The 25,181-nt window shown below is 55.1% G+C and carries 25 protein-coding genes; 9 read left to right on the top strand and 16 right to left on the bottom strand.

The window, feature by feature from the left end; genetic code table 11:
• Nucleotides 1-48: 48 nt before the first annotated feature.
• The 3 genes from G523_RS0115915 to G523_RS0115905 form a co-directional block, all read right to left on the bottom strand.
• Complete coding sequence (locus tag G523_RS0115915; RefSeq protein ID WP_022696062.1) at nt 49-888, bottom strand: aldo/keto reductase; 840 nt, start codon at nt 886-888, stop codon at nt 49-51.
• Between the two features lie 55 nt (nt 889-943).
• A complete protein-coding gene (locus G523_RS19695; protein WP_022696061.1) occupies nt 944-1,420 on the bottom strand; it encodes a DUF3775 domain-containing protein in 477 nt (158 codons plus the stop codon).
• A gap of 66 nt (nt 1,421-1,486) precedes the next feature.
• Entirely contained in the window at nt 1,487-1,951 is a 465-nt protein-coding gene (locus G523_RS0115905; protein WP_022696060.1) for a DUF3775 domain-containing protein, read from the bottom strand.
• A gap of 158 nt (nt 1,952-2,109) precedes the next feature.
• Between G523_RS0115905 and G523_RS0115900 the strand changes: the two genes are divergently transcribed.
• Nucleotides 2,110-2,631, top strand: a complete 522-nt coding sequence (locus G523_RS0115900) for a thioredoxin family protein (protein ID WP_022696059.1) — start codon at nt 2,110-2,112, stop codon at nt 2,629-2,631.
• On the opposite strand, the gene G523_RS0115895 is transcribed toward G523_RS0115900, so the two are convergent.
• The 9 genes from G523_RS0115895 to G523_RS0115855 form a co-directional block, all read right to left on the bottom strand.
• Nucleotides 2,628-2,993: a hypothetical protein gene (locus G523_RS0115895; protein WP_022696058.1), complete on the bottom strand. Its 366-nt coding sequence runs from the start codon at nt 2,991-2,993 to the stop codon at nt 2,628-2,630. The genes G523_RS0115900 and G523_RS0115895 overlap by 4 nt on opposite strands.
• 45 nt (nt 2,994-3,038) lie before the next feature.
• The gene (locus G523_RS21320) at nt 3,039-4,205 is read right to left on the bottom strand and encodes a flagellin N-terminal helical domain-containing protein (protein WP_022696057.1); all 1,167 of its coding nucleotides are present in this window, start codon (nt 4,203-4,205) and stop codon (nt 3,039-3,041) included.
• 185 nt (nt 4,206-4,390) lie between these two features.
• Nucleotides 4,391-5,821: a coniferyl aldehyde dehydrogenase gene (locus tag G523_RS0115885; protein ID WP_027441822.1), complete on the bottom strand. Its 1,431-nt coding sequence runs from the start codon at nt 5,819-5,821 to the stop codon at nt 4,391-4,393.
• Between the two features lie 71 nt (nt 5,822-5,892).
• Nucleotides 5,893-6,675, bottom strand: coding sequence for a transglutaminase-like domain-containing protein (locus tag G523_RS0115880; protein ID WP_022696055.1), 783 nt, complete (start codon nt 6,673-6,675; stop codon nt 5,893-5,895).
• Nucleotides 6,676-6,765: 90 nt separating this feature from the next.
• On the bottom strand, nt 6,766-7,548 hold the full coding sequence (locus tag G523_RS0115875; protein ID WP_155802852.1) for a hypothetical protein: 783 nt from the start codon (nt 7,546-7,548) through the stop codon (nt 6,766-6,768).
• A gap of 273 nt (nt 7,549-7,821) precedes the next feature.
• Nucleotides 7,822-8,463 carry a hypothetical protein gene (locus G523_RS0115870; RefSeq protein WP_022696053.1) on the bottom strand — a complete coding sequence of 214 codons (642 nt, stop codon included), beginning with the start codon at nt 8,461-8,463 and terminating at the stop codon, nt 7,822-7,824.
• Between the two features lie 37 nt (nt 8,464-8,500).
• Complete coding sequence (rpoD, locus tag G523_RS0115865) at nt 8,501-10,474, bottom strand: RNA polymerase sigma factor RpoD (RefSeq protein ID WP_022696052.1); 1,974 nt, start codon at nt 10,472-10,474, stop codon at nt 8,501-8,503.
• A gap of 51 nt (nt 10,475-10,525) precedes the next feature.
• Complete coding sequence (dnaG, locus tag G523_RS20490) at nt 10,526-12,409, bottom strand: DNA primase (RefSeq protein ID WP_022696051.1); 1,884 nt, start codon at nt 12,407-12,409, stop codon at nt 10,526-10,528.
• 132 nt (nt 12,410-12,541) lie between these two features.
• Complete coding sequence (locus tag G523_RS0115855) at nt 12,542-13,570, bottom strand: acyltransferase family protein (protein ID WP_155802850.1); 1,029 nt, start codon at nt 13,568-13,570, stop codon at nt 12,542-12,544.
• 167 nt (nt 13,571-13,737) lie between these two features.
• Here G523_RS0115855 and G523_RS19680 point away from each other — a divergent pair, with 167 nt between their 5' ends.
• Together G523_RS19680 and G523_RS0115845 are read left to right on the top strand one after the other, a co-directional pair.
• A complete protein-coding gene (locus G523_RS19680; RefSeq protein WP_022696049.1) occupies nt 13,738-14,304 on the top strand; it encodes a pyridoxamine 5'-phosphate oxidase family protein in 567 nt (188 codons plus the stop codon).
• Nucleotides 14,301-14,702, top strand: coding sequence for a VOC family protein (locus tag G523_RS0115845; RefSeq protein ID WP_022696048.1), 402 nt, complete (start codon nt 14,301-14,303; stop codon nt 14,700-14,702). The genes G523_RS19680 and G523_RS0115845 overlap by 4 nt, the downstream gene beginning before the upstream one ends.
• A 2-nt stretch (nt 14,703-14,704) precedes the next feature.
• On the opposite strand, the gene G523_RS0115840 is transcribed toward G523_RS0115845, so the two are convergent.
• Nucleotides 14,705-15,724 carry an adenosine deaminase gene (locus tag G523_RS0115840; RefSeq protein ID WP_022696047.1) on the bottom strand — a complete coding sequence of 340 codons (1,020 nt, stop codon included), beginning with the start codon at nt 15,722-15,724 and terminating at the stop codon, nt 14,705-14,707.
• A 173-nt stretch (nt 15,725-15,897) separates the two neighbouring features.
• Here G523_RS0115840 and metA point away from each other — a divergent pair, with 173 nt between their 5' ends.
• Together metA and G523_RS0115830 are read left to right on the top strand one after the other, a co-directional pair.
• Nucleotides 15,898-16,836, top strand: a complete 939-nt coding sequence (metA, locus tag G523_RS0115835; RefSeq protein WP_022696046.1) for a homoserine O-acetyltransferase MetA — start codon at nt 15,898-15,900, stop codon at nt 16,834-16,836.
• 98 nt (nt 16,837-16,934) lie between these two features.
• Nucleotides 16,935-17,705 carry a formyl transferase gene (locus tag G523_RS0115830; protein WP_022696045.1) on the top strand — a complete coding sequence of 257 codons (771 nt, stop codon included), beginning with the start codon at nt 16,935-16,937 and terminating at the stop codon, nt 17,703-17,705.
• A gap of 7 nt (nt 17,706-17,712) precedes the next feature.
• Here the strand turns inward: G523_RS0115830 and G523_RS0115825 are convergent, their stop codons facing one another.
• Nucleotides 17,713-18,198: a GatB/YqeY domain-containing protein gene (locus G523_RS0115825; RefSeq protein WP_022696044.1), complete on the bottom strand. Its 486-nt coding sequence runs from the start codon at nt 18,196-18,198 to the stop codon at nt 17,713-17,715.
• Between the two features lie 159 nt (nt 18,199-18,357).
• Here G523_RS0115825 and carA point away from each other — a divergent pair, with 159 nt between their 5' ends.
• Together carA and G523_RS0115815 are read left to right on the top strand one after the other, a co-directional pair.
• Nucleotides 18,358-19,554 carry a glutamine-hydrolyzing carbamoyl-phosphate synthase small subunit gene (gene carA, locus G523_RS0115820; RefSeq protein WP_022696043.1) on the top strand — a complete coding sequence of 399 codons (1,197 nt, stop codon included), beginning with the start codon at nt 18,358-18,360 and terminating at the stop codon, nt 19,552-19,554.
• 115 nt (nt 19,555-19,669) lie between these two features.
• Nucleotides 19,670-20,989 (top strand): dicarboxylate/amino acid:cation symporter, encoded by a 1,320-nt coding sequence (locus G523_RS0115815; protein ID WP_022696042.1) that lies wholly within the window; start codon nt 19,670-19,672, stop codon nt 20,987-20,989.
• Between the two features lie 46 nt (nt 20,990-21,035).
• On the opposite strand, the gene G523_RS0115810 is transcribed toward G523_RS0115815, so the two are convergent.
• Nucleotides 21,036-21,833 carry a 16S rRNA (uracil(1498)-N(3))-methyltransferase gene (locus tag G523_RS0115810; protein ID WP_022696041.1) on the bottom strand — a complete coding sequence of 266 codons (798 nt, stop codon included), beginning with the start codon at nt 21,831-21,833 and terminating at the stop codon, nt 21,036-21,038.
• Between the two features lie 90 nt (nt 21,834-21,923).
• Between G523_RS0115810 and ubiA the strand changes: the two genes are divergently transcribed.
• Nucleotides 21,924-22,856, top strand: coding sequence for a 4-hydroxybenzoate octaprenyltransferase (ubiA, locus tag G523_RS0115805; protein ID WP_027441818.1), 933 nt, complete (start codon nt 21,924-21,926; stop codon nt 22,854-22,856).
• A 99-nt stretch (nt 22,857-22,955) separates the two neighbouring features.
• The gene (locus G523_RS0115800) at nt 22,956-23,897 is read left to right on the top strand and encodes a fatty acid desaturase family protein (protein WP_233347318.1); all 942 of its coding nucleotides are present in this window, start codon (nt 22,956-22,958) and stop codon (nt 23,895-23,897) included.
• Nucleotides 23,898-23,936: 39 nt separating this feature from the next.
• Here the strand turns inward: G523_RS0115800 and G523_RS0115795 are convergent, their stop codons facing one another.
• On the bottom strand, nt 23,937-25,169 hold the full coding sequence (locus G523_RS0115795; protein WP_022696038.1) for a serine hydrolase domain-containing protein: 1,233 nt from the start codon (nt 25,167-25,169) through the stop codon (nt 23,937-23,939).
• Nucleotides 25,170-25,181 lie beyond the last annotated feature (12 nt).

The raw sequence follows: 25,181 nt of genomic DNA, 5'->3' as shown, positions 1-25,181 counted from the left end.
AAAAAGCCTCCCGCATGGGAGGCTTTTTCTTTTCGTTTCCTAATCGGATTACGCGGCGAGCGGATTGTCCCAGACCGGCGCAAAGTCCGGATCGACAATACGATCATGGTGCATACGCAGAGCTGAGATACACGCCATCTCATCGCCATCCAGATGGATTTCATCAATCGCAAAATTCTGGCGGATATGTTCCGGGTTTGAAGATCGCGGGATGGCGACAACGCCGGGCTGCTGCACAAACCAGCGCAGCACGATTTGCGCAGGTGTCACGCCATAGCGTTCAGCAATCATCTTGATCGTTTCATTCTTGAAGACACGTCCCTGCGCCAGTGGGCAATATGCCGTCAGCGCGCTGCCTTTATGGCCAGCTTCAGCCAGAAGCTTCGTCTGGTCGATGAACGGGTGGTACTCAACCTGATTGACCAGAATTGGCGCATCGGAGAGCTCTACGGCCTTATCAAACTGATCCCTGTTGAAGTTTGAAACACCAATATTCTTCGTCAGGCCCTGCTTGCGTGCATCATTGAGGGCGCCAATTGTTTCTTCCATCGGCACATCATCATTTGGCCAGTGCAGCAGAAGCAGATCGACCTCGCTCACGCCGAGGCGTTTCAGGCTTTCCTTGGTCGAAGACTGCAGGTCGCCGTCTTTAAACTGGTCGGTCCAGACCTTGGTTGTCAGGAAAAAATCTTCACGTGCAGTGCCGGCCGCCTGAATGCCATCGCCGACGGCCTTCTCGTTTTCATAAGCCTGCGCTGTATCAATGTGACGGTAACCTGTTTCCAGCGCCGTTTTCACGGCCTCCGTCGCGGTGTCGCCTTTCAGCTGCCAGGTACCAAAGCCAATGGATGGAATTTCAACGTCAAAATGTTTCGTGGTCAGTGTCATAAACACGTGCCTTTCTGTCTGAATAAATTGGAGGATTGGGAGTTCGATACGCTACTTATTTCAAAGCGCGCATCGGATCCGGGTTCTGATCGTGTGTCAGGATTTCAGCTTTCGCATCAGTCACATTGATGCCGAGCTCGGCAGCGCCGTTTTCAAGATGGTCCGCCAGCATCGGAATTTCGGAAAGGTAGTGCGATGTAGCAGTGCCATCGCGATCCTGAGCAATGCTCAGCGCTTCTTTCCATTCAGCGGCAGAATAATCACCGCGACCTACCCAGGTAAGCGCTACGAGGGTGTTTCGCTGCTCGTCACTCAGATTATTGATCGTCTTCTCAAGTGACATGCGTGCCGGATTGTCTAGCTGGTCTTCCAGCGCATCAATCATGCGGTCATCAGACCCGTTAGACGACTCGCGCGGATCACTTTCCGGTACAATCGCGCCAAAGGATTTGGCTCTGAGAATGATACCGGCCAGCGCGTTTTCAGAAATCGCGAGGTCATCAATTAAAGGGCCGGTTTCAATGGTTTTCATAATTTGCTCCTGCTTTGTCGTCTGCGAAACCAACGTGCAGGAGCAAAAATTGTTTCAGGACAGCGCCTAGAATTCGGCGCGCTTCTGAGGATGCGACATAGTCTGCGCTTCTGTCTCGGACAGGTTTATGCCCAACGCATCGGCGCCAGCCTCCAGATAATCGCCGAGCATTGGAATGCCAGCCAGATAGCCAGCCACATCGCCATTATCGCGTTCGGCAGCCATGGCGCGGGCCTCATCCCACTCGTCGGCATCGAAGTCACCGCGTCCAAGCCAGACAAGCGCAACCAGCGTTTCCTGCTCTTCCATGGAAAGGCTCTTAATGGCTTCTGTCAGCACCTGAAGGGCAGGATTGTCATCCTGATCCTCAAGCACAGAAATCTCGTCATCGTCGACGTCGTTAGAGCCCTCATCCTCATCAACCTCAGGCATGGTCGCATCGAATGTGCGGGCCTCAAGAATGATTGCGGCCAGCGTATTCTCCGAGACGCCCAGCTCCTCGACCTTAGGTCCGGTATCAATCGTCTTCACGGCAGTATCCTTTCTTTTATTGTGACTATACAATAACACCCATTCAGCGCCTATCTTCATGGCGTATTTGGTCGTAGCCCTCATTAATTTGAGAATGCCCTTCCCTCAACGGCCACGCACATCGTACTGATTGGCAGTAGAATTTTCGGGGAGCCATTATGCGTCGACTAACACTTCTTTCCGCCCTCATCGCGCCGCTATTCATGATCGCGGCTTGCGGCGGTTCGGATACGCCTGCGGAGACGTCAGCAGAGGCCGCGTACACACCGACGCCAATTACCCATATTAATGAGGATTTCAGCCCGGACGACGATCCGGTGGCAGACCTCGCAGAGGCTATGGAACTCGCTCAGGCCGAAGGCAAATACATCCTCATGGATGTTGGCGGCGAATGGTGCTCCTGGTGCCATCTGATCGATGCCTACATCGAAACCAACCAGCCGACGCATGAAGCATTTGCCTGCGCTTTCGTGGTTCTGAAAGTGAATTATTCAGACGAAAACGAGAATGAGGAATTCCTTTCGGCGTACCCTGAACGCCAAGGCTATCCGCACTTCTTCGTTCTGGATGCGCAGGGCGAGTTCGTCGCCTCACAGGGCACAGGCGAGCTGGAGGAAGGCCGTGGCTATAACGAAGAGGCTATGGTCGGCTTTGCCAACCAGTATTGCGAAAGCGCCTAGCGCCGGAACATATCTTTCAGCGTCTCGAATGTGCCGCGCGCATACTGGCTGACAGTCGGTGAGCGGCGCGTTGCGTGACGCGCAAAGTCGATACAGTTTGAACCGGCCAGATGGTAGTCATGCCCCAACCTGCGATGAGCGTTGTGATCGGCATGATAGCCATCTGCAGAGCTGCGCCGCGGATCGACCTGAACCTCGCGCCCCTGCGCAAACTCCTCGAAGGTCTGGGAAATCACCCCGCCGCGTTCGCCATTATTGGATACGATGCGGCCACCGAAGGTGACGACGCCATAATGGCGCAGAACACCCGCAAATCGCACGGAGACGACGTCGCCCGGCTCGAGATCATACTTATTCGTCATCGATAAACGATAAATGTATTTGTCGAGCCGGTCAATCAGAATTGATTAGCCGAACAGACGCAGCACCATGTTCGGAGCCTGATTGGCGATTGAGAGCGCCTGAACACCAAGCTGCTCTTTGGTCTGGATCGCAGAGAGACGCGCACTCTCGCGGGCCATATCCGCATCCACCATGCTGCCTTTGGTCTTCATCAGAACGTCATTCTTGATCTGGAGAAAATTGTTCTGAATGTCAGCGGCTTTGGCAAGCGAGCCGAGCTTGGACGAGTAATTTGCGAGGCCTGAAATCGTATTCTCGATAGAGGCGACCATGCCCGTATAATGGTAATGAAGGTCCTGCTTCGGATCGAAGGAGAACGGATCTTCTTCATAGCCCTCCACGCCGCCGTATGTCCGGCCGAGATAATCCGCCGCCGTTTCATCCGCCGCTTCAATTGTAACTTCCTGAGGCGGTGTGACCGAGCCATTGTGAACCGACCCCGACGTACTTCCATTCACGACACCGTTAAAAGTGCCATAGATATCGCCAGTATAATTGCCGTTTATGACACCGGTGAAATCGCCATAAATGTCGCCGTTATAGTCACCATTCACAACGCCCGACATGTCGCCATATGTCGTCCCGGAGAAGTCACCATTGACGACACCCGAAAAGTTACCCGTCACAGTCGCGCTATGGTTGGAGTTCACCACTCCAGTGAAATCGCCGGTGCGTGTAATGCCGTTTTCCAGAATGTCAGCCAGGTCGAAGCCTTCAATCGCGCTGAGCGATGTCGTTTCCAGCGTCAGGGTCGAGCCGTCCAGCAGATTGATATCGTTGAAAGCTGCGTTGCGCGCAACCGTCTGCGCCTGATCAAACAGCGCGTTAAAATCCTCGTTGAATGCTTTCAGCTGCTCGTACGTCATGGACTCATCAGTCATGGCGAGCGCTTTTTCCTTCATGTCGATCATGAGATCGGAAATACTGTCCAGAGCCGACAGGGTCACATCGAGTGTTGAGGAAACACGGTCCAGCTGGGACTGCTCGACACTGGCGGAAACCATGTCGGCATCGAGTCCTTTGGCGATGGCATAGATAGCGCCGTTATCCTTCGCGCTTGCCACGGCAAGCCCCGTATTGATCCGGCTTTGTATCTTGGACTTCTCAGAAGACGTCGCAGATAGATTCTGCAGTGCCGTCATGGCACCGTAATTGGTGTTTACGCTCAGCATTCTGCCTCGCCCTTAACCACGTTCCATTTTGGAACGTGCAAAAATTTTCCCGAGAACCCAGTCAGAGCCCCCCTCCTATTTCCTCCTATAAGACCAAGTATTTTACTCAGTGTTCCAGAGATCGATAAAATTTCATCGATCTCTGAATTTGTTCAGTCTTCTGAATTTGTTCCGGTTTTCAAATTCTAGCCTTTCAGGCGCCCCGCAAGCTGCTTGCGAAAGGTCTCGCCATAAGGCGGCCGAAACATCGCAAGAATTTCATTTCCGGTCTGCGTGTAGACCGATTTCTTGTGCGAAAATTCCTTAAAGCCATCATGGCCGTGATAAGAGCCCATACCGGATGGCCCGACCCCACCAAATGGCAGATCTTCCTGCGCGACATGGAAAATCACATCATTCACGGTAACGCCGCCAGAGGTCGTACTGTTCAACACTTTAGCTTCCTCAGCCTTGTCCGCGCCGAAGTAATAAAGCCCCAGCGGACGGTCATGCGCATTCACGTAGGACACCGCATCCTCAACGCCCTTATAGGTTTTCACCGGCAGCAGAGGGCCGAAAATCTCGTCCTTCATGATGTCCATATCGTCCGACGGATTCAGAACCAGTGTTGGCGGGATTTTATGGTGCGGCTGTTGGGAGAAGTTCTCGCCCGCCGGATTGATCTCCACGATTTCGCCGCCCTTGGCTTTGGCGTCTTCAAGATAGCCTTGCAGGCGATCATAATGGCGCTGGTTGATGACGGACGTATAGTCATCATTGTCCTTCAGCCCCGTTGGGAACATCTTCGCGACAGCCTTCTGCGAGGCATCAACAAAGGCACCTACGCTCTCTTCCAGCGTGAACACATAATCCGGTGCGAGACAGATCTGCCCCGCATTCAGCGCCTTGCCGTTCATGACGCGCGCAGCCGTTTTCTCCATATCTGCCGACCGGCCGATAATGACTGGCGATTTACCACCGAGCTCCAGCGTCAGCGGCACCAGGTTCTCCGCTGCTGCACGCATAACGTGATGGGCAATCGAGGTCGCGCCTGTGAAGATGATATGGTCAAACGGCAGAGCGCAGAACTCGCCGCCGACTTCCGGTCCACCGGTAATCACGGCAATCTCTTCCTCGTCGAACACTTCAGAGAACATCTTCTCCATCAGCGCAGAGGTTGCCTCAGTGAACTCGGAAGGCTTGATCATGGCACGGTTGCCCGCAGCCAGAATGTTCGCCAGCGGCGCAAAGGTGAGCTGAACCGGGAAGTTCCATGGCGAGATGACGCCAATAGTGCCCTTGGGCTGGTATTCCAGCCGCGCTTTAGCGCCCAGCAGGTTCAGCGGCGCTTCCACCTTACGCTTTTCAGGCTTCATCCATTTGCGAAGGTTCGCCTTGGAATGCTTGAGCGGCCCGAGCGAGGACACGACATCAGTAAAGGTCGTCTGGTCTTTAGAGCGATGTCCGAAATCCTCGCACAGCGCATCAGCAATCTCATCCTTGTATTTGATGAGCTGGCTGATGCAGCGGTCAATCCGGTCCATACGTAGTTCGGCAGATGGCGCGCCCTCACGAATGTGCGCGGCCTTCTGCTTGTCGAGGATTTCGCGCATCCGCGCTGCATTTCCTGAAGCCATTTGTCTCTCTCCCATGATCTTTTGGAGAGAGCTTAACCTGACGCAGGCGTCAGCAAAAGTATGACGCTAGGTCAGGCGACTTCAGCGACGAGAACAGACTGGCTCTGTAGCTCGGCATAGCCGAAAATCGTCATGAAGCTGATATCCGTCGCGTCACGGCCATAGGTAATACGCACAAGGCTCTCTTCAGCGGCCATGCCCGCCGGATCGATCAGGTGCCAGTTCCCATCCAGCCAGACTTCAACAACCGCATGGAAATCAGGCGGGTTCAGCCCCGGTGCATAGACAGACACCATGCGGGCAGGCACGCCCATCGCACGGGCGAGCGTGATCAGCACGTGGGAATAGTCACGGCAAACGCCCTGTCGCCGGAGGAAACTGTCTGTTGCCGTCGTGGAATTATCAGACGATCCAGGTACATATTCGAAATTGTGACGGATCCAGTCGGTCATTTCCAGTACGAGGTCCCCGCCGCTGCGATGGCCGAACTTGCTCATCGCATAGGTTTCCAGCTTATCGGATTCGCAATAACGGCTCGGAAACAGATAGTGGACAACATCAGGCGGCAGCTCACGGCGCGGCGGCACATCGAGGCCCGCTATAGAAAGCGGCGGGCGTTCCACATCAACCAACGCTTCATACCGGATCTGAACCCGATCATTCGCCTCAGTCCACTGACTTCGCCCCGGCGTGCCATGCTCCTGAAAGCTACGCAGCGGGGTCGCTTCTCCGGCAACCGTCAACTTATCCCGGACAAGCTTCTGATCTTTCATTGGAATGGCTTCCACCGCCAGCAGCACATCGGCTGGTTCAGGGAAAAAGTAATCGAGGTCTGCCGCAATCGACACACGCATGAATAGCTCCAGACAGAGTTAGCATTAAGTTCGGGAAATCTACTCCAGCGCTCTCAACACGTTCTGGTGTAACACGCAACCATAGTTCGACTAAGCGGGAAAATCCGCCGCATCAGGTGCAGTCTGGCCCTTAGTTTGAAGCCAGAACGGCTGGACACACCAATCCCCGCCCCAGCGCTTCATTTCCTGCATGAAAGTCAAAGCTATCTGGCCGATCTCCTGCTTGGTGACTGTCTGTAGATAGGTGTCATAAATCCAGCTTTGCTGCATCGGTTTAGTGAACCAGATTTCTAGGATCTGCCTATCCGGATCAGCTCTGTTCGGAACGGTCTTACAGCGCCAACGCCAGCTTTTTTCACCGAAACGCTGACGCCACTCAGCCAGTGCGGCTTCCAGTTCTTTGCGAAAAGCCTCCGCATCCACATCCGGCGATTTACAAATCCGGAACAGCACATGCATATCCACCAGATCATACCAGATATTGATCCATGTTTGGCGTTCGCCGTCGCTCAGGCAGTATTCAGCGCCGCGCCTCTGCGGACGTAGATTGTATTCCTTGTAATCGACTGCCTTTCCGACCCCCTCCATCTGATACGGAAAATTGATCCGAAACTCGTTTGGCAGTTCGAGCGTAAAAAAGCGCTCGACGCGCTTGGCGATCTGATTTTCCGGCATATAGCGACGTCCAAATGCCGCCACGAGAAAGGCAAAGAAGGCGGGAACGACAAGGCTCAGAAATGAGAGCGGTACGGCAGGGCTATCGATCACTACCTGGCAGATAACAGCATCTGCGATCAGCCATAGTCCAAGTACAATGAAAAAAAGAAAGCCGAGCAGCGTGCTGATGCGCACCCATGCCGGCATGTAGATCAAATTGTTTCCTGAAGGCCCGCCCGTCGTCATATTGGCATGCTTGCACAACCTCAATTATGCTGCAAGCTGGAGCGGTTACGCCTTGAAATGCTCCACGCCATCCGCGCCAGCGCGCTAGAACTCGCCCTCATCGCCCTGCACTTTCGCGTTCAGCAGCTTTGCAAGATTTAGTGCGATCAGTATCGCCTCAGGGATTCTCAATGTCCTCGCCAGAGATATACAAGCACGTCACAAACGAAAGAAGCTGCTCTCCTTCGTCATCCTATGTTCCGATTAAATATGAGGCTTCCAAAATCGGCCAAATGCCTCGCTGAGACCTGGCTCCGAGCGCTCCCGACCGATAATTTGGAACCGCGACAGATGCGGCAACCCAACGAGGCGTGCCGCTGCGCGCTCTGCAAACCTGATCTTAACCTCGCCCCAACCGGCCGGAGTGCAAGATTCATGACCAAAGCCGTAAATAGCCTTCACCGATCGAAAGACTTCACCACCGATGCAAATCACTAACGCCGGAGAAGTTCGCTCGAGTACCTCTGTCCACAATTCTAGACCAAAAGCGAGTTGCTCTCTTTGCCCTTTTAGCTGTTCCCAAGATGGCGATCGAAAAGGAACCAAATGCCCCGACAGCACGTCACGGGGGTCTGCGGCCAGCGCCTTAAATAATCGCTGAACTTGAATTTGCAGGGCACTCTGACCTACCGGTTTCCCTTCCCAGCTCTCATCGAAGTACGCGCTTCCGCTCTCACGACAGAAACTAGGGTTAATCAAATCGTCTTGAGACCCTCCCGGATTCAGGGTGATAAGAGCAATATTTGGAGATTTTGAAGATGCTAGTGTGCTTGTGAAAAATCTCCACCCCAACGAATGACCATCTGCTTCGTAACGGTTTTTGATTTTGTCTTTCAGATGTAACATCAGCAAAACGGGCGCCGAAGCGCCCGTCCTTTTTTTCTTAGGTGTCGAGGAAGCTGCGCAGTTTGCGCGAGCGGCTCGGATGCTTGAGCTTGCGAAGCGCTTTCGCCTCGATCTGACGAATACGCTCACGTGTTACCGAGAACTGCTGACCGACTTCTTCCAGCGTGTGGTCGGTGTTCATACCGATACCGAAGCGCATACGCAGGACACGTTCTTCACGCGGTGTGAGCGATGCCAGAACGCGCGTGGTTGTTTCACGCAGGTTAGACTGGATCGCCGCATCCACAGGCAGAAGCGCCGCCTTGTCTTCGATGAAGTCGCCAAGGTTTGAATCTTCGTCGTCACCAATCGGCGTTTCCAGAGAAATCGGCTCTTTCGCGATCTTGAGAACCTTGCGGATTTTCTCAAGCGGCAGACCAAGCTTTTCAGCCAGCTCTTCCGGTGTCGGCTCGCGACCAATCTCGTGCAGCATCTGGCGCTGTGTCCGGACGATTTTGTTAATCGTCTCGATCATATGCACAGGAATACGGATCGTCCGCGCCTGGTCCGCGATAGACCGTGTGATCGCCTGACGAATCCACCATGTCGCATACGTGGAGAACTTATAGCCGCGGCGATACTCGAACTTATCAACCGCTTTCATCAGGCCGATATTGCCTTCCTGAATGAGGTCAAGGAATTGCAGCCCGCGGTTTGTGTATTTCTTCGCGATGGAGATCACGAGACGCAGGTTTGCCTCGACCATCTCTTTCTTCGCAATGCGCGCCTCGCGCTCACCTTTTTGAACGGTCGAGACGATACGGCGGAAGTCATCAATCGGAATACCGATTTCCTGAGCCGTGTCAGAAATCTCACCGCGCAGGTTTTCAACCTTTTCGGCTTCGGCCGCCACGAAGCGTTCCCACTTCTTGGACTTGCCGCGTACGTCCTCAGACCAGTCAGGGTCGAGTTCGTGGCCGAGATAGGCTTCAAGGAAATCGCGACGCGGAACGCCATGCGCATCCGCCAGACGCATCAGCTTGCCTTCAAGGCCCATCAGACGCTTGTTAATGGCGTAAAGCTGCTCAACCAGCGCTTCGATACGCGCATTGTTGAGGTGCATGGTTTTCAGGTTTTCGATGATCTCGTTCTGGATGGAGCTTAACTTCTCCTGATCCTTGCTCGAGAGCTCCTTGCCTTCCATACGAAGACCAATGAGCTTTTCCTGGAGGGCCTGGAAGGTTTTGAATTCGCGTGCAATCTCGTCGAGCTTGGATGTCACGCCGTCACGGAGTTCAGCCTCCATGGCAGACATGGACATAGCCGCGCCTTCGTCTTCGTCGTCATCGTCGTCACGGCGGCGACGTTCACCGTCCTCGCCTTCTTCACCTTCTTCGGAGTTTTCGGACTCTTCTTCTTCCTCGTCCTCTTCTTCCTCTTCAGGCTCTGGCGGCGGATTTTCCGCGCCATAGGTCGCTTCGAGGTCGATAATGTCGCGCAGAAGAACGCGCTCATGTACAAGCTCGTCGCGCCAGACCATCATAGCTTCGAAGGTCAGCGGGCTTTCGCAGAGGCCACGGATCATCGCATCACGACCCGCCTCAATGCGTTTCGCGATCGCGATTTCGCCTTCACGTGAAAGCAGCTCGACAGAGCCCATTTCGCGCAGATACATGCGCACAGGGTCGTCTGTCCGGTCAGAACCGCGCGCATTACCTTTTGTCGTGGTAACCGCTTTAGAACCGCTTACCGTCGCGAGTTCTGTCTTTTTCTCGGTTTCTTCCTCGCCTTCTTCTTCAGAATCAACGACAGAGATACCCATCTCGGACAGTTGGGACATGATGTCCTCAATCTGGTCTGGATTCACTTCGTCGGAAGGCAGAACCTTGTTCAGCTCATCATGAGTGATGTAGCCGCGGGTTTTGGCTTTCTTTATGAATTTCTTGACGCTGGCGTCGCTGAGATCGAGGACCGGCCCGTCCTGTGTTTCGTTCTCAGTCTCTTCCTTATTGGCAGCAGCAGCCTTGCTCATGCAGTGTCTCTCCAGGTCGTGACCGGGTGCGCACGCCAGTCACCGGGGATTTTAAGAGCCCCATTTTTTCCTAGCCACTTCATCCATGCGGCGGATGGCGGCGTGTAAATCTGACTTCGCTTCCGGCGCAGAGTCTTCTTCCCCGCGCGTAAGATCGCGAATATCGGTCTTCAGACGGAGTTTTTCAACAACCCGTCTGCGTTCCAGAACATTAGAGTCAGCTCCAGAAGACCGAAGCTGTTGCTCATCCTGGGAAAGTTCATCCACTGCGCAAAACCGCTCAAGGGCACTTAGCCATTCCTGACCCTCTGGAGATGCGGGGTTCAGGGGAATTCCAGCCGGTTGTGTTCGCAGGAGTTGGATAGCTTGATCCTTCCCGAATAAACGTAGATGGCTTGTCAAGCCCGTTCGGTCAACCTCTTCACCACTTTCAAATAGGTCAAAAACTGCATCTTGCAGCCCTGCGACCACCGGATCGGGGAATCTGGCCACCGCCAAACGCTCTAATCCGGCTTTCAAAAGTTCCGGCGAATCAATCATCCTGATGAGGATTCTCACACCGCGCGGGTTAAGATTCAGTTCGGGTTTCCGGGATTTACCGCCCCCCGGGCCAAATGGCGTTTTACCGCCCTGTCGCCCCGGCCGGCGCATCTGGAAGAGGTAATCACGTAGCCGCTGGTGAAGCTCACGGCCATACGCCTTCTTCACACCCGCATGCTGGATATGGGCAACCGCATCATCAAGACGCTGTTCGAAACCCGCTTTACGTTCCGGCGTATCGAGCGGGCTTTGCTCCAATTCACGGTCCCATAGAAGATCGACCAATGGTTTGGCGTTCTTCAGAACTGCATGCATCTCTTCCTTGCCGCGCTCGCGGATGAGATCATCCGGATCGAGCCCATCAGGCAGAAGCGCAAAGAAGAGCGACCGGCCCGGCTCCAGATGCGGCAAGCCGCGATCAATCGCCTTATGTGCGGCGCGCACACCAGCCGCATCACCGTCAAAGCAAAGCACAGGCTCACCGCCCACCTTCCAGAGGAGAGAGAGCTGATCTTCAGTCAGGGCAGTACCGAGCGGCGCCACGGCATAATCAATGCCCGCCTCGCCAAGCGCGATGACATCCATATAGCCTTCGCAGACGACGAGGCCTTCGACATTCGCCATAGCTGCAGCTTCGCGCGCAGCTTTATAGCGGTAAAGCTGCGCCCCCTTATGGAAGAGTTCTGTTTCCGGCGAGTTCAGGTATTTCGGCTTGGCGTCCTTTTCCATGGCGCGGCCGCCAAAGGCGATCACCTTGCCGGTCGTGTCCTCGATGGGAAACATGACGCGCCCGCGGAACCGGTCATACGGGTCGCGGCCTGTATCAGGCTGGATGATCAGCCCCGCATCCAGCATGTCTTTCTGGCTGGCACCGGTTTTTGCCAGATATTCCTGCAAAGCCCGCCAGCTATCAGGCGCAAAGCCGAGGCGATATTTCTGCCAGCTCGAAGGCTGCAGCCCTCGCCCTTCCAGATAAGATCGCGCCTGCGCCCCGTCCGGACCACGCAATTGTTCTTCGAAATACCGGGTTGCCGCTTCGCAAACATCAATCAGACGGCCACGGCGCGAGCGTTCTGCTTTGGCTTGCGGTGTATCGCTCGGCAGCTGCATACCCGCTTCAGCGGCGAGCTTCTCAACGGCTTCAGCAAACGAGACGCGCTCGGTCTCCTGCAGGAAGGTGATCACATCGCCGAACTTGCCGGAGGAGAAGTCCTTGAAGAACTGCTTCTGGTCATTGACGTAGAAGCTTGGTGTCTTCTCGGCACTGAAGGGCGAAAGGCCAGACCATTCCTTGCCCTTTTTGACCAGTTTCACCTTGCGACCGACCACGTCCGAAATCCGAATGCGGGATTTCAGCTCGTTGAGGAACTGTTCATTGAAGCGATGGCCGACCATTGCGTGATATTACAGTTTATGGGCGGTTAATCCAGATGGGTTGCAGCCTACGAATGCTTTCTTTTGTGGATGCCCGAATTAGTTTTGCGCCTTGTCTTATGCAATTCGAAATCGCCTCCCATATGCTGTAGATCAGCCGACGTTTTCTGAAACAGCGCGACCCGGTCTGATCCTTCCCCGGATGGGCTCGATAAACCGTGCCGCCAACCAGTTTACGCCAAAGGCCAGGATCAAAATGAACGGGATACTCAGCGCGAGTATGTCGAACCCTCGTGCTTTGCCATCAAACACAAACTGGCTGACCAGAAAACCGACCTGCCAGTGCAGCAGGAAGATCGGATAAGCGAGATCGCCCAGCATCTTACTGATGCCGGTCGCGCGCATATTCAGAGACGAATGGCTGAACCCGACCATGATCACGATCATGAAGAGCAGGTTCAGATAGAAATAGAGATCGAAATTATCGGCAAAACGGCCCTCTACGAAGCCCGCGGCAATCATATTGCCGACCCAGAGCACACCGCCTGCGCCAGCTACCAGCATGGCCTGCACAGCCGACAAACGTTCAACGTAACCTCTCGCATGGAAAAGCGCAGCGCCCAGCGCGAATGGCAGAATAGCGGCGACGAACGGGTCATATCGCGCCAGCCATTCCGGATTGGTGAGAAAGGTCCACACATGATAGCCGACGCCCGCCGCTACGCCGAGCGCTGTGAAGAGCGCAGATCGTGAAATCAGCAGCCACAGCAGGAAGTAGTTGATCAGCTCAACACCGACCGACCATGCAGGTGGAACGAGACGGAAGCGCTGGTCGAGAAATTCAAATGGAAAAATGAACAGATTTCCGAGCCACGCACCAAGCGTTTCTCTGATCCGCCAGACAGGTTTCCAGGTTTCTGCCTCCGGAAGCAGGAAGATCATAATCAGCGTCGCCGCCGCTATGATGTAGTAGACGGGAAAAAGGCGTAAAAAACGGTTGATCGCGAAAGGCGCGAACCTGAACTCGTATGTTGTGTTCAGGATCAGCGTGATCAGATAGCCAGACAGTAGATAGAACCCGAACACCGCGAAAATGCCGGTATGGCTGGTAAATCGCGCACCTTCTGTGAGATGGGCCAACACAACAAGCCACGCCAGAAGAAACCTGAAACTACTCTGCACCCTGCCCTCTCAGACGCCATCCCGCTGATCAGCCAACTATGAGGGTAGCCGCAACGATCGGCAACTCATCTGTCGTACGGTCTCGAATATATTGTTCCACGTTCCGGAACACTGAGTGTCATTTTTTAGGAATTACCTATGATTTCCTAAAGAGCTATCTGTCGCTCATGACAGCCAACTATCTCAAAACCTTGCTCAGCCCGACCGCTCGCGCCCTTCAAACCTTCGATGGATCTCGCGAGCTTTACGCCAACATGGAAGCCAACGCGACGAACGGGGATGATCGCCTAACCTCCAGAGAGGCGACTTTCATCATGCAGCGTAACAGCTTCTACATGGCGAGTGTTACAGATGATGGATGGCCCTACGTCCAACATCGCGGCGGAGAGACGGGCTTTCTGCAGGTCATATCCCAGAGCCGTATCGGCTTTGCAGACCTTCGGGGCAACCGCCAGTTCATGTCGGCTGGCAATGTACGCGTAAATGACCGTGTTTCACTGTTTCTGATGGACTACCCAAACCGTCGCCGGCTGAAAATCGCCGGGCGCGGCGCTTATGTGACGGCGCAGGATGCCCCCGATTTCGTCTCCCAGATCGCTCTGCCCGCACACCGCGACAAAGCTATTGGTGCCTTCCTGATCAACATCGTCGCGTTCGACTGGAACTGCCCGCAATACATCACGCCGCGCTGGACGGCGGACGAACTCAAAGCCCAAAAGGAAATTTCAGAATGAGCACAACACTTGGCGTCCATCATGTCGGCCTGTCAGTACCGGACCTGAAAGCTGCGACCTGCTTTTTTGTAGAGGCTCTGGGCTTCAAAGAAGTGGGCGGAAAGCCGGATTACCCGTCTGTGTTCGTATCTGACGGCACCACCATGCTCACACTCTGGCAGATTGCCGAGCCGGAAGCCGCAACACAGTTCGACCGGAAAACGAATATCGGCCTTCACCATCTGGCACTGAAAGTCGCCGACAAATATCACCTCACCGCACTCCACTCTCAGCTCGCCGAGCGCGACGATGTCAGCATTGAGTTTGCGCCGGAACCGATCGTGTCAGGCGCGACAATCAATCACTTCATCTGCGCCATGCCTGGCGGCATTCGCATCGAGTTTACTGCAGCGGCCTGAGGCTAATGCCGGTGCTGCTCAAACACAGCATCGATCTGGTCGAGCGCAGCTTCCTTATCCACGTCGCTCAGAAACGAGCCAATAAAGCTGTTGCGCGCGAGCATGACGATCTCCGGCATAGACAAATCGAGCGCGTCTGCAATCGCCGTGTAATTGTCGTTCACATAGCCGCCAAAATAGGACGGGTCATCGGAATTCACGGTGACCCGCACCCCTGAGCGGAGGAGATGTGCCAGCGGATTCTCCGTAAGATCCGGCGTAACGCACAGGCGTTGATTGGAGAGCGGGCACATGGTCAGCGTCATGCCTGTCTCGATCAGATGGTCAATCAGTTCATCATCGCGGGCGGCAGCATTGCCATGGTCAATCCGGTCGATTTTGAGAAGGTTGAGCGCCTCCCATACATATTCTGGCGGGCCTTCTTCTCCGGCGTGAGCGACGAGTTTCAGACCGAGCGCCTTTGCTTCTTTGAAGACGCGTTCGAACTTGCTCGGCGGATGCCCCAGCTCTGAAGAATCGAGGCCGACCCCATCAATCTTTGCCAGATGAGGCGTCGCCACTTCGAGCAGAGCAAAGGCTTCCTCCTCGCTCAGATGGCGCAGGAAGCACATGATCAGCTTATTGGTGATGCCATGACGGATATGACCGTCCTCCAGCGCGCGTGTGATGCCAATAAGGACGGTTTCAAAGCTGACGCCGCGCTCCATATGAGCCTGCGGGTCAAAGAACACCTCAACATGGCGCACATTGTCTGCGGTAGCTTTCGACAGATAGGCCGAGGTGAGATCGTAAAAATCCTGCTCCTTCAGCAGAACGCCCATACCCTGATAATACAGGTCCAGAAAGTCCTGCAGGTTGGAGAAATCATAGGCCGCGCGGATTTCTTCAACCGAACCATATTTGAGCGTAACGCCGTTCCGCTTTGCCAGCTCGAACATCATCTCCGGCTCGAGTGAGCCTTCCAGGTGAAGGTGAAGCTCAGCCTTGGGAAGCTCTGCAATCAGGTCTTTCAGTTCGCCCATTTTCAGGCCTCCATTTTCGTGTAGCGCCCCTAGTCTAGCACAGATTTGAGCGTCTGGCCTCGCGGCGAAGTGAGGCCGCACACCCTGCTTTTGTTTGCATTCATGGCAAACACACCATTTAAGAGTACATCGTGCCCTGCACGGAGATTTTTAAGTTCGGAACAGATAAAAAAATGCCAATACGTATTCCTGATGGCCTGCCTGCACGCGAACACCTTCTGCAAGAAGGCGTGCGCGTTAAGACTGAACGCTTTGCCGATCGTCAGGACATCCGACCTATGCGCATCGGCCTGTTGAATCTGATGCCGAATAAAATCCGCACCGAACTTCAGATGGCACGCCTGATCGGCGCCTCGCCTCTTCAGGTCGAGTTTACGCTGGTTCGGGTTGGCGGCCACACACCGAAGAACACTTCGGCAGAGCATCTCCTGTCCTTTTATCAGACCTGGGATGAGATCAAGGACCAGAAGTTTGACGGCTTCATCATCACCGGCGCACCGGTCGAAACGCTCGAATTTGAAGACGTCACCTATTGGGACGAGATGAAGGAAATCTTCGACTGGACCGCCACCAACGTCCATTCGACGCTGAACATATGCTGGGGCGCCATGGCTGCGATCTGGCACTTCCATCGCGTGCCGAAATACGTACTCGACCGTAAACTGTTCGGCGTTTACCGCCACCACAATCTGGTGCCGTCCTCGCCCTACATGAACGGCTTTTCTGACGACTTCATGATCCCCGTCTCACGCTGGACGGAGTGCCGCGCAGAAGACGTTGAGAAGGTCGACGGGCTGGAAGTTCTGATGAATTCGGACGAGACGGGTCTCTGCATCGTTCACGAACGTAAGTGCAATCGCCTCTACGTGTTCAACCATATCGAGTATGATTCCACATCGCTTGCGGAAGAGTATTTCCGCGACATTGATGCCGGCATCGATATGCAGATCCCGCACAACTACTTCCCGGATGATGATCCGAAGCAACCGCCGCTCAACCGCTGGCGGTCACACGCGCATTTGTTGTTCGGCAACTGGATCAACAATATGTACCAGACCACGCCATACAGCACCGATCTCATCGGTCAGGAAGAACACGATCCGGGCTACTGAGCTGCCTGTTCACAGCCTTGTTATCCACATCCCCGGCGAGTAACTGACAAATTTGCACGGTTTCTGCATCTCCGGCCCTGAACAGCCGGAGATGTGCCATGACCGTACAGCCAAAAATCGTCGCCTTGTGTGCAGATGCCCCGCACGCGTGGATCATGATCAACGCGCTTCGAGAGAAGTTCGGGGACTTTCCCGTCATTCTTGAAAACGGCGAACCGGCGAAAACGTTCTGGAAACGACGCGCACGCATTCTCGGCCCGATGACGGTTGCCAGCATGCAGGCCGCACGCCTGCCGATCAAGCTGACCAAGCGCCGCACGCATGACGTCATCAACCGGATGATCGACGAGGAAAACCTTCAGCCGGCCATGCCGGAGATTGAGCACCTCATCCGCGTCTCCAGCGCAAACGACGCCGAAGCCATTGAAGCTCTGGAGCGCTTTGACCCGACTGCCGTGTTCGTCATCAATTGTCGTATGCTGAAGAAGAAGACACTGAACGCCATCAAAGCGCCGTTCATCAATTACCATTCAGGCATTAATCCGGCATATCGCGGCATGTTCGGAGGCTATTTCGCGCTGGCCAATGGCGAGCCGGAACATTTCGGCGCGACGGTTCACATCGTCGATGAAGGCGTCGATACCGGCGATATTCTCTACCAGTCGCAGGTACAGGCTCAACCGGATGACAACTTCCACACCTATATCTGGCGGATCGCTGCGGGATCGCGCGATATTGTCATGCAGGCGATGGATGATGCGGTGAATGGCGCGCTCACGCCTTACAGGGTCGAGATGCCATCCAAACAGTATTACGCGCCAACCTTCGGCGGCTATATCTGGAATGGTCTGACGAAGGGCGTCTGGTAGGCGATTATCAGCCGAGGGCTGCGCGCACCTTGCGACCCGCCTCGCAGCTGTCGAGCTGGTCAGGATAGCGGGATTTGAGTTCGGTCATGCAACGACCGAGATCTTTCAGGCTGCGGGCTTCAAGGTCGCCAATAACATCCTGAACGACTTCTTCGAGTTCTTCGCCAGCGATCGTCTTAGGCAGATAGCGCTGAAGGATTTCGAGTTCGTCACGCTCGCGGTCGGCCATTTCGATCCGACCTGCATTTTCGTAACGGTCCGCGGACTCTTCACGCTGGCGTACCATCAAAGACAGTACATCGCGGATTACTGAGTCGTCGCAGCCTTCACACTGGTCGTGCGCACGCGCATCCGCGTCACGGTCGTGAACCGCGCACATGGCAAGGCGCAGCGTCGCTGCTTCTACAGAATCACTATCGTCGGTTTCGGCGCGTGAAAGGTCAGCTTCCAACAGTGCGCGCAGTTTCGGCGTGTGTGTTTTCGTATCCGTCATATGGAATCAGTGCTTCTCTTGGCTTTCAATCTCAGTAAACGGCAGTTTCGTTGATATTATACTACGTTACCAGCTTGACGATTGTTCCCGCGAAAGATACTCCCTCGCGCGTTTGCCCGGCGGTCCTCACCGCGCCTTTTTGAACAAGGAAGCCCTATTATGCCTTTCCTCACCGAGAATCAAGAACAGATTGAAGCGACCGGCGCGCTGGTTCTGGCGAGCGGCGAGGTTTACTTCGGGCGCGGCAATGGTGCGACTGGAACAGCCATCGCAGAAGTCTGCTTCAACACAGCGATCACCGGATATCAGGAAATCCTGACGGACCCGTCTTACGCATCCCAGATGGTTGTCTTCACCTTCCCACACATTGGGAATGTCGGCGCAAACGATCAGGATCAGGAAGAAAGCTCTGTAAATGCAGAGAAAGCTGCGCGCGGCGCCATCTTCCGCGGCACGATTACGCCGCCATCAAACTGGCGCGCTGTGGACCATTTCGATGCCTGGCTGACGAAGAAAGGCATTGTCGGCCTGTCTGGCGTGGACACGCGTTCAATCACCCGACTCATCCGTGAAAAGGGCATGGTGAACGGCATTATTGCGCACATTTCACCAGACGAAACAGTTTCAATTGCTGATCTGAAGGCAGAACTTGCCGGATTTGCAGGCATGGAAGGCGCTGATCTGGCGAAGGTCGTCGGCCCGGACGCACAATACGCGCACGCCGAACAGAACTGGAAATGGGATTCAGGCTTTACAGCACTGGAAAGCGGTGACTTCCACGTCGTTGTCCTCGACTTCGGTGTGAAGAAGAACATTCTACGCAACCTGTCTGAAGTCGGCGCACGCTGCACGGTTCTCCCAGGCAATGCGACAGCTGAAGACGTGCTGGCACTCAAGCCGGACGGCGTTGTCCTGTCTAACGGTCCGGGTGATCCTGCAGCGACAGGCGTTTACGCCGTGCCGGAAATCCAAAAGCTTATCGCATCCGACCTGCCGATTCTCGGTATTTGTCTCGGTCACCAGATGCTGGCGCTCGCACTTGGTGCCAAAACTATGAAAATGGCTCAGGGCCACCATGGCGCAAACCATCCGGTAAAAGACCTCTCAACCGGCAAGGTAGAGATCGTCTCCATGAACCACGGCTTCACAGTCGATCCGGCAACCTTGCCAGAAGGCGTAGAGCAATCTCACGTGTCCCTGTTTGATGGCACAAACTCCGGTCTGCGCGTGGCAGGCAAGCCGATCATTTCGGTTCAGCACCACCCCGAAGCTTCACCTGGCCCACAGGATAGCTTCTATCTCTTCCGTCGCTTCGCTGATCTGATGTCTGCACACGGCGCAAAAGAGAGCGCTTAAGCATAACGGACCAATCAACAGGCAAGGCGCGCATCAGGGCGAACTTCGCATTGAAGTGAGTTGCTTTCGCTCAAAGACACTCTAGGCTCCCCTCAAACTTCTGAGGGGTAGACTGATGAAAGCCTGGTTCGAAATCACACTCTGGAAACGGGTCATGCTAGGCCTAGTGCTCGGCCTGTTAGTGGGCCTCGCGCTCTACTACCCAGCAGGCGAATGGACGGGTAACTCCGCCGCCGTAGCGAATTTCGCTGATACATGGCTTAAGCCATTCGGTGACGGCTTTGTACGCCTGATCAAAATGCTGGTCGTTCCGCTGATTTTCACCACGCTTGTTGCCGGCGTCACGGCGATGGGTGACCCGAAAAAGCTCGGCAGCCTCGGCGGTAAAGCCATCGCCCTGTATCTCGGCACCACCTTTATCGCCGTATCAATCGGCCTGTTAATGGGCACGATATTCCAGCCGGGCAATGGCGTAGAAATCCTCGCAGATACGAGTTCCCAAAGCGCGGTTAGCGACAGGATTTCGGCAGCGTCAGCAGCGGATGCAAGCATTGCAGACAAACTTCTGGCAATCATCCCGACCAACCCTGCTGAAGCCCTGGCTGCGCAAGACGTTCTGGGCATCATCTTCTTCGCGATCATTTTCGGCGTCGGCTGCCTGATGGCGAAAGAGAAAGCCAAGCCGGTTCAGTCCATGATCGAATCAGCGGCTGAAGTCATGATGAAGGTCACTGTGATGGTGATGGAACTTGCGCCTTTCGGCGTCTTCTTCCTGATGAGCTGGGTTATGGCGACCAAGGGCCTCGCGATCCTCGCCAATCTCGGTTTGCTCACCATCGGTCTCTATCTGGCATGTATCGTTCACATCGTTCTGGTATACGGCCTTGGTATCGTAAAAGGCATGCTGGGCCTGCCGTTCATGCGCTTCTTCGGCGGTATTCGTGATGCTCAGGCTGTCGCCTACTCCACCGCATCCAGCGCGGGCACACTTCCGGTGACGATTGAGAACGTTTCTGAAAACCTCGGTATCAAGAAATCAGTAGCTGCATCCGTGCTGCCGGTTGGCGCGACCGTGAACATGGACGGCACCGCGATCTATCTCGGAATGGTGGCTCTCTTCGCTGCGCAGGCGCTTGGCATCGACATGACACCGGCCATGTATCTGTCAGTAGCTCTGGGCGCGACGCTCACCTCCATCGGTGCGGCGGCGATCCCGAGCGCGGGCTTGCTGCTCGCCTCTGCGGTACTCTCATCCATCGGCGTGAGTGAAGAACAGTCGCTTCTGATCATCGCCATGATCTTCCCGTTTGACCGCCTGCTCGACATGATGCGCACCATGACGAATGTCACCGGTGATGCCGCAGTCGCCTCTGCCGTTGCAAAATGGGAAGGTGAACTCGACGAAGACGTGTTCCGCCACGAGGCGACACGTTAGGGCAAAAAGCTTGGGAGGAGCGCCGTCGCGGACAGAGCCTTTCAGACTATTCGTCTGTACCGGTTCCATCTCCGGCGGCGCGCCAATCCCCACAAATCGCCTGATACAAGGTCAGCGCCGCAACTGCCGCCGTTTCAGCCCGCAGGATACGCGGCCCTAACGAGACCGGATAAACGCCATCCAGCTTTCGCAGGATTTCGCGCTCTTTCGGTGAGAAGCCACCCTCTGGACCGATCAGAATGGCCGCCGAACCGACATGGTGTTCGTTCAAAACATCTGCCATCGGACGCGCACGATTATCTTCGCCGCCCCACTCAGTCGCCTCATCGTCACCGCGCTCGTCACAGTAATACACGCGGCGATCATCCGGCATATCTGATAGCGCCAGCATTAAAGGCTTGGCATCACATACACGCGGCATGTTCAGTCGCTCCGTCTGCTCTGCAGCCTCCATTGCGAGGCGCTCCAGACGGTCGGTCCGCACGCGTTCGGCCTGAGTAAATTCTGTGATCACCGGCTGGATAACTTCCACGCCCAGCTCGGTCGCTTTTTCAACGACGAAATCCGTCCGCGTTTTTTTGAGCGGCGCGAATAAAAGCTGAAGGTCCGTCAGCTTATGCTGTCCGCGCAATTGCTCTTCAACCTTCAGAATTCCGGCCGATTTTCCGAGGATTTCAGTGACACGAGCAAGCCATTCGCCATGCCGCCCATTGAAGACACGCACCTCGTTTCCAACCTCCAGACGCATCACACGGAAGAGGTATTTCGATTGCGCTTCATCCAGTGCAACTGGCCCGCCAGGAACAAGGTCAGTCGGTACGAAAAGTCGTGGCCGGGTAGTCATGGCAGAAGGTTTGGCATTCCTCTTCATAAAGGGCAAGAAAAACAGCTATAGTGTTATTTGGGACTCACAGACACTTCGGATTCGATGGGCATGACCGCACAGACCGCAAGACCAGCAGACGCGCCGCCATCTTGGGTGGACTATCTTCCGCAGTCCCTTCAGGGCTTTGCGCGTCTTTCGCGATTTGATCGCCCTATCGGTTTCTGGCTGCTCGCCATTCCATGCTGGATGGGTGTTGCCTTTGCTGGGCTTGATGTGGGCTGGCGCGCTACGAACCTGCTGTACGGTATTCTGTTTGGTATTGGCGCGATTGCTATGCGCGGCGCGGGCTGCACCATTAATGATCTGGCTGATGAAGACCTCGACCGACAGGTCGCCCGCACGGCTGAACGCCCGCTGCCATCCGGCGCGGTTACGCGAATGCAGGCTTATATTTGGCTGGCGGCGCAGCTCGCTGTCGGGCTGGTTGTTCTGCTCTTCCTCCCGCTTGCCGCTAAGGTCGTGGCTCTGCTCTCAATTCCGCTGGTCGTCGCCTACCCGTTCATGAAGCGGATCACCTGGTGGCCGCAGGCATGGCTCGGTATCACCTTCAATTGGGGCTTTCCGGTCGGATATTTTACCGCTGGCGGTAACGACTATTTCTGGGCGGCTCTGTTCTATCTCGGCCTGATCGCGTGGACGGTCGGCTATGACACCATCTATGCGCGTCAGGATGTGAAGGACGACGCGATTGTCGGCATCAAATCCACCGCGCGCCTGTTTGGAGACAAGACGCTTCCGGCGGTTGCAGCGATTTACGGACTGTGTGCCCTATTGATCGGCATTGCACTGTCTTATGGGGGGCCGCGCGTGCCCGGCGTGATGATCACCATCGCCTTCATGTGCCATCTGATCTGGCAGCTGGTTATGCTGAAAACCAAGGGTGATGCGGTCGCTCTGCAACTGTTCAAATCCAACCGTGATGCAGGCCTTCTCATCGTATTTGGTATTGTGGTCACCATCACGCTTTCAATGCTCGGCTAAGCACCTTCGCAAAAAGCTATACACAATAGCTAACGCAGCGTCACGATTGCGAGGCGTTTCGGGCGCTGGTATTTTGACGCCATGAGTACGCCTATTAAAATGAAACCACTGGAGATGTTCACTCAGGATGAGTGGGCCCGCCTCTGCAAACGTTCGGACCTTCTGGGGCTTGGTACAATCGTCCATGCCTGGGCCATTATTATCGCCGCCATGGCGATGTTTGCGGTCTGGCCAAACCTGGTTACATTTGTTCTCGCAGTCATGCTGATCGGCGCGCGACAGCTTGGTCTGGCCATTCTCATGCACGAGGCAGCTCATGGCGGTCTTGCGACGAATCACAAGCTTAATGACTGGGTGGGTCAGTGGCTTTGTGCGGCCCCTGTGGGCGCGCATCTGCGCAACTATCGGGATTATCACATCAGCCATCATAAGTACGCGCAGTCGGAAAAGGATCCGGACCTTATCCTGTCCGCTCCTTTTCCGATTACGCGGAAATCTCTCTGGCGAAAAATCCTCCGCGATATGACCGGCCAGACTTTTTACAAGCAACGTTCAAACCAGTTCATGAACGCGATGGGGATCGGCATCAAAAAGCAGAGAGGCCGCGAAAACCGCGCCCAGTCTGCGCGTGAAGCTGTCATTCCATTTCTGATCTCGAACGCGCTCATTGCGATCGTCATGACGCTGGCAATTGGCTGGTGGGCGTATCCTGTGCTCTGGCTTTTGCCGCTCGCGACGTGGAACCAGCTCGTCACACGACTTCGCAATATTGCAGAGCATGCCTGCCTTGATGGCTCGAACCATCCGATGCGGGTCGCCCGCACCACGCGCACCAACTTCCTCGAGCGCCTGTTCATCGCGCCTTACTGGGTCGCCTATCACTGCGAACACCACATGTTCATGCACATCCCCTGCTACAGGCTGGCAGAGGCGCACCGTATTCTCACCGAGAAGGGCACGGCTGAAGATATGGAAGTGAAGGAAGGTTATTGGCAGGTTCTGACCATCGCCAGTTCAAAGCCTGCTGCAACAGCCTCATAAGAAAAACGCTCCCTGCTGAAACAGGGAGCGTTTTTGTATCTACTCGATAATGCTCGAATATACGAATTGCTGGAATTGCGGCCGGATCGGATAGGATGATGACGGCATCATCTGCGTCATCTGGATCGCGATAATGTCTTCTACCGGATCAATCCAGAAGAAGGTGGAAGCAAGCCCGCCCCAGCTGAACGTGCCTTCAGAGCATGGCTGGTTCATCAGGATCTCATCAACTGTCACAGCGCCGCCAAGGCCAAACCCGTTGCCAGCCATATTGCTCTCGGAAAACATGGTGTCGCCCATACCGGCCATAGTCTTACCCTCTGGCAGATGGTTCATCATCATGTACTCGACTGTCTTAGGGCTTAGCAGACGCGCGCCATTCAGCTCGCCACCATTCGCGAGCATGCGGCAGAAATTATAGTAATCAGAAATCGTGGAGACGAGACCACCACCGCCGCTGAACAGACGCTGCGGGTCTTTACCCTCACGGCAATAAGACGAGCTACCATCGCCCTTATCGGCCAGCGTGATTTCCTTGGTCAGAGGATTGCGCGCATAGCAGGCCGCAAAGCGCGGCAGTTTCTCGGTCGGGATGGTAAAACCGGTATCGACCATGCCGAGCGGTTCGAAAATGCGCGTCTGGAAATATTCATCCAGCGACATGCCCGAGACGATCTCAACGAGATGACCCAGAACATCAATCGCAACAGAATAGTTCCAGCGGTCGCCCGGTGAGAAGACCAACGGAATTTCCGAGAGCACCTCGCACATCTCTGCAAGCGTGTAGTTCTGACGGATAACCTTCTTGTCGATATACTGCTTCTCGACAGGGTGAAGGCCGAGGAAGTCGTAGGTCAGGCCGGATGTGTGGAGGAACAGGTCCTTCACCGTCATCTCGCGGTCAGGGTCTTTCAGCTGCCCCTCGCCTGCCCAGACTTTCAGATTGGCAAAGCTCGGAATGTAGCGCGACACGGGATGCTCAAGGCGCAGAAGGCCTTCTTCAAAGCACATCATCGCCGCAACGCATGTCACCGGCTTCGTCATCGAATAGATTCGATAGATCGTGTCGGCGGTAACCGGTTCGCCCGTATCCCAGTTCTTCACGCCCTGACAGGACAGATGCGCGATCTCACCGCCGCGCGCGACCATCGTCGAGATGTTCGGCAGGCGTTTTGAGTCGAGATAATTCTTCTTGTAGAAGGCCGGTATCCGGTCCAGTCGCTCTTTTGAAAGGCCCAGCGTTTCCGGCTGGCTAACCTGATCAAATGGCATTGCGTTCTCCCT

Origin of the sequence: Ponticaulis koreensis DSM 19734 (assembly GCF_000420665.1) — a bacterium.
GTDB classification, from domain to species: Bacteria; Pseudomonadota; Alphaproteobacteria; order Caulobacterales; family Hyphomonadaceae; genus Ponticaulis; species Ponticaulis koreensis.
Note: the sequence above shows the minus strand (reverse complement) of the source record. Positions and strands in the feature narration are given on the sequence as shown.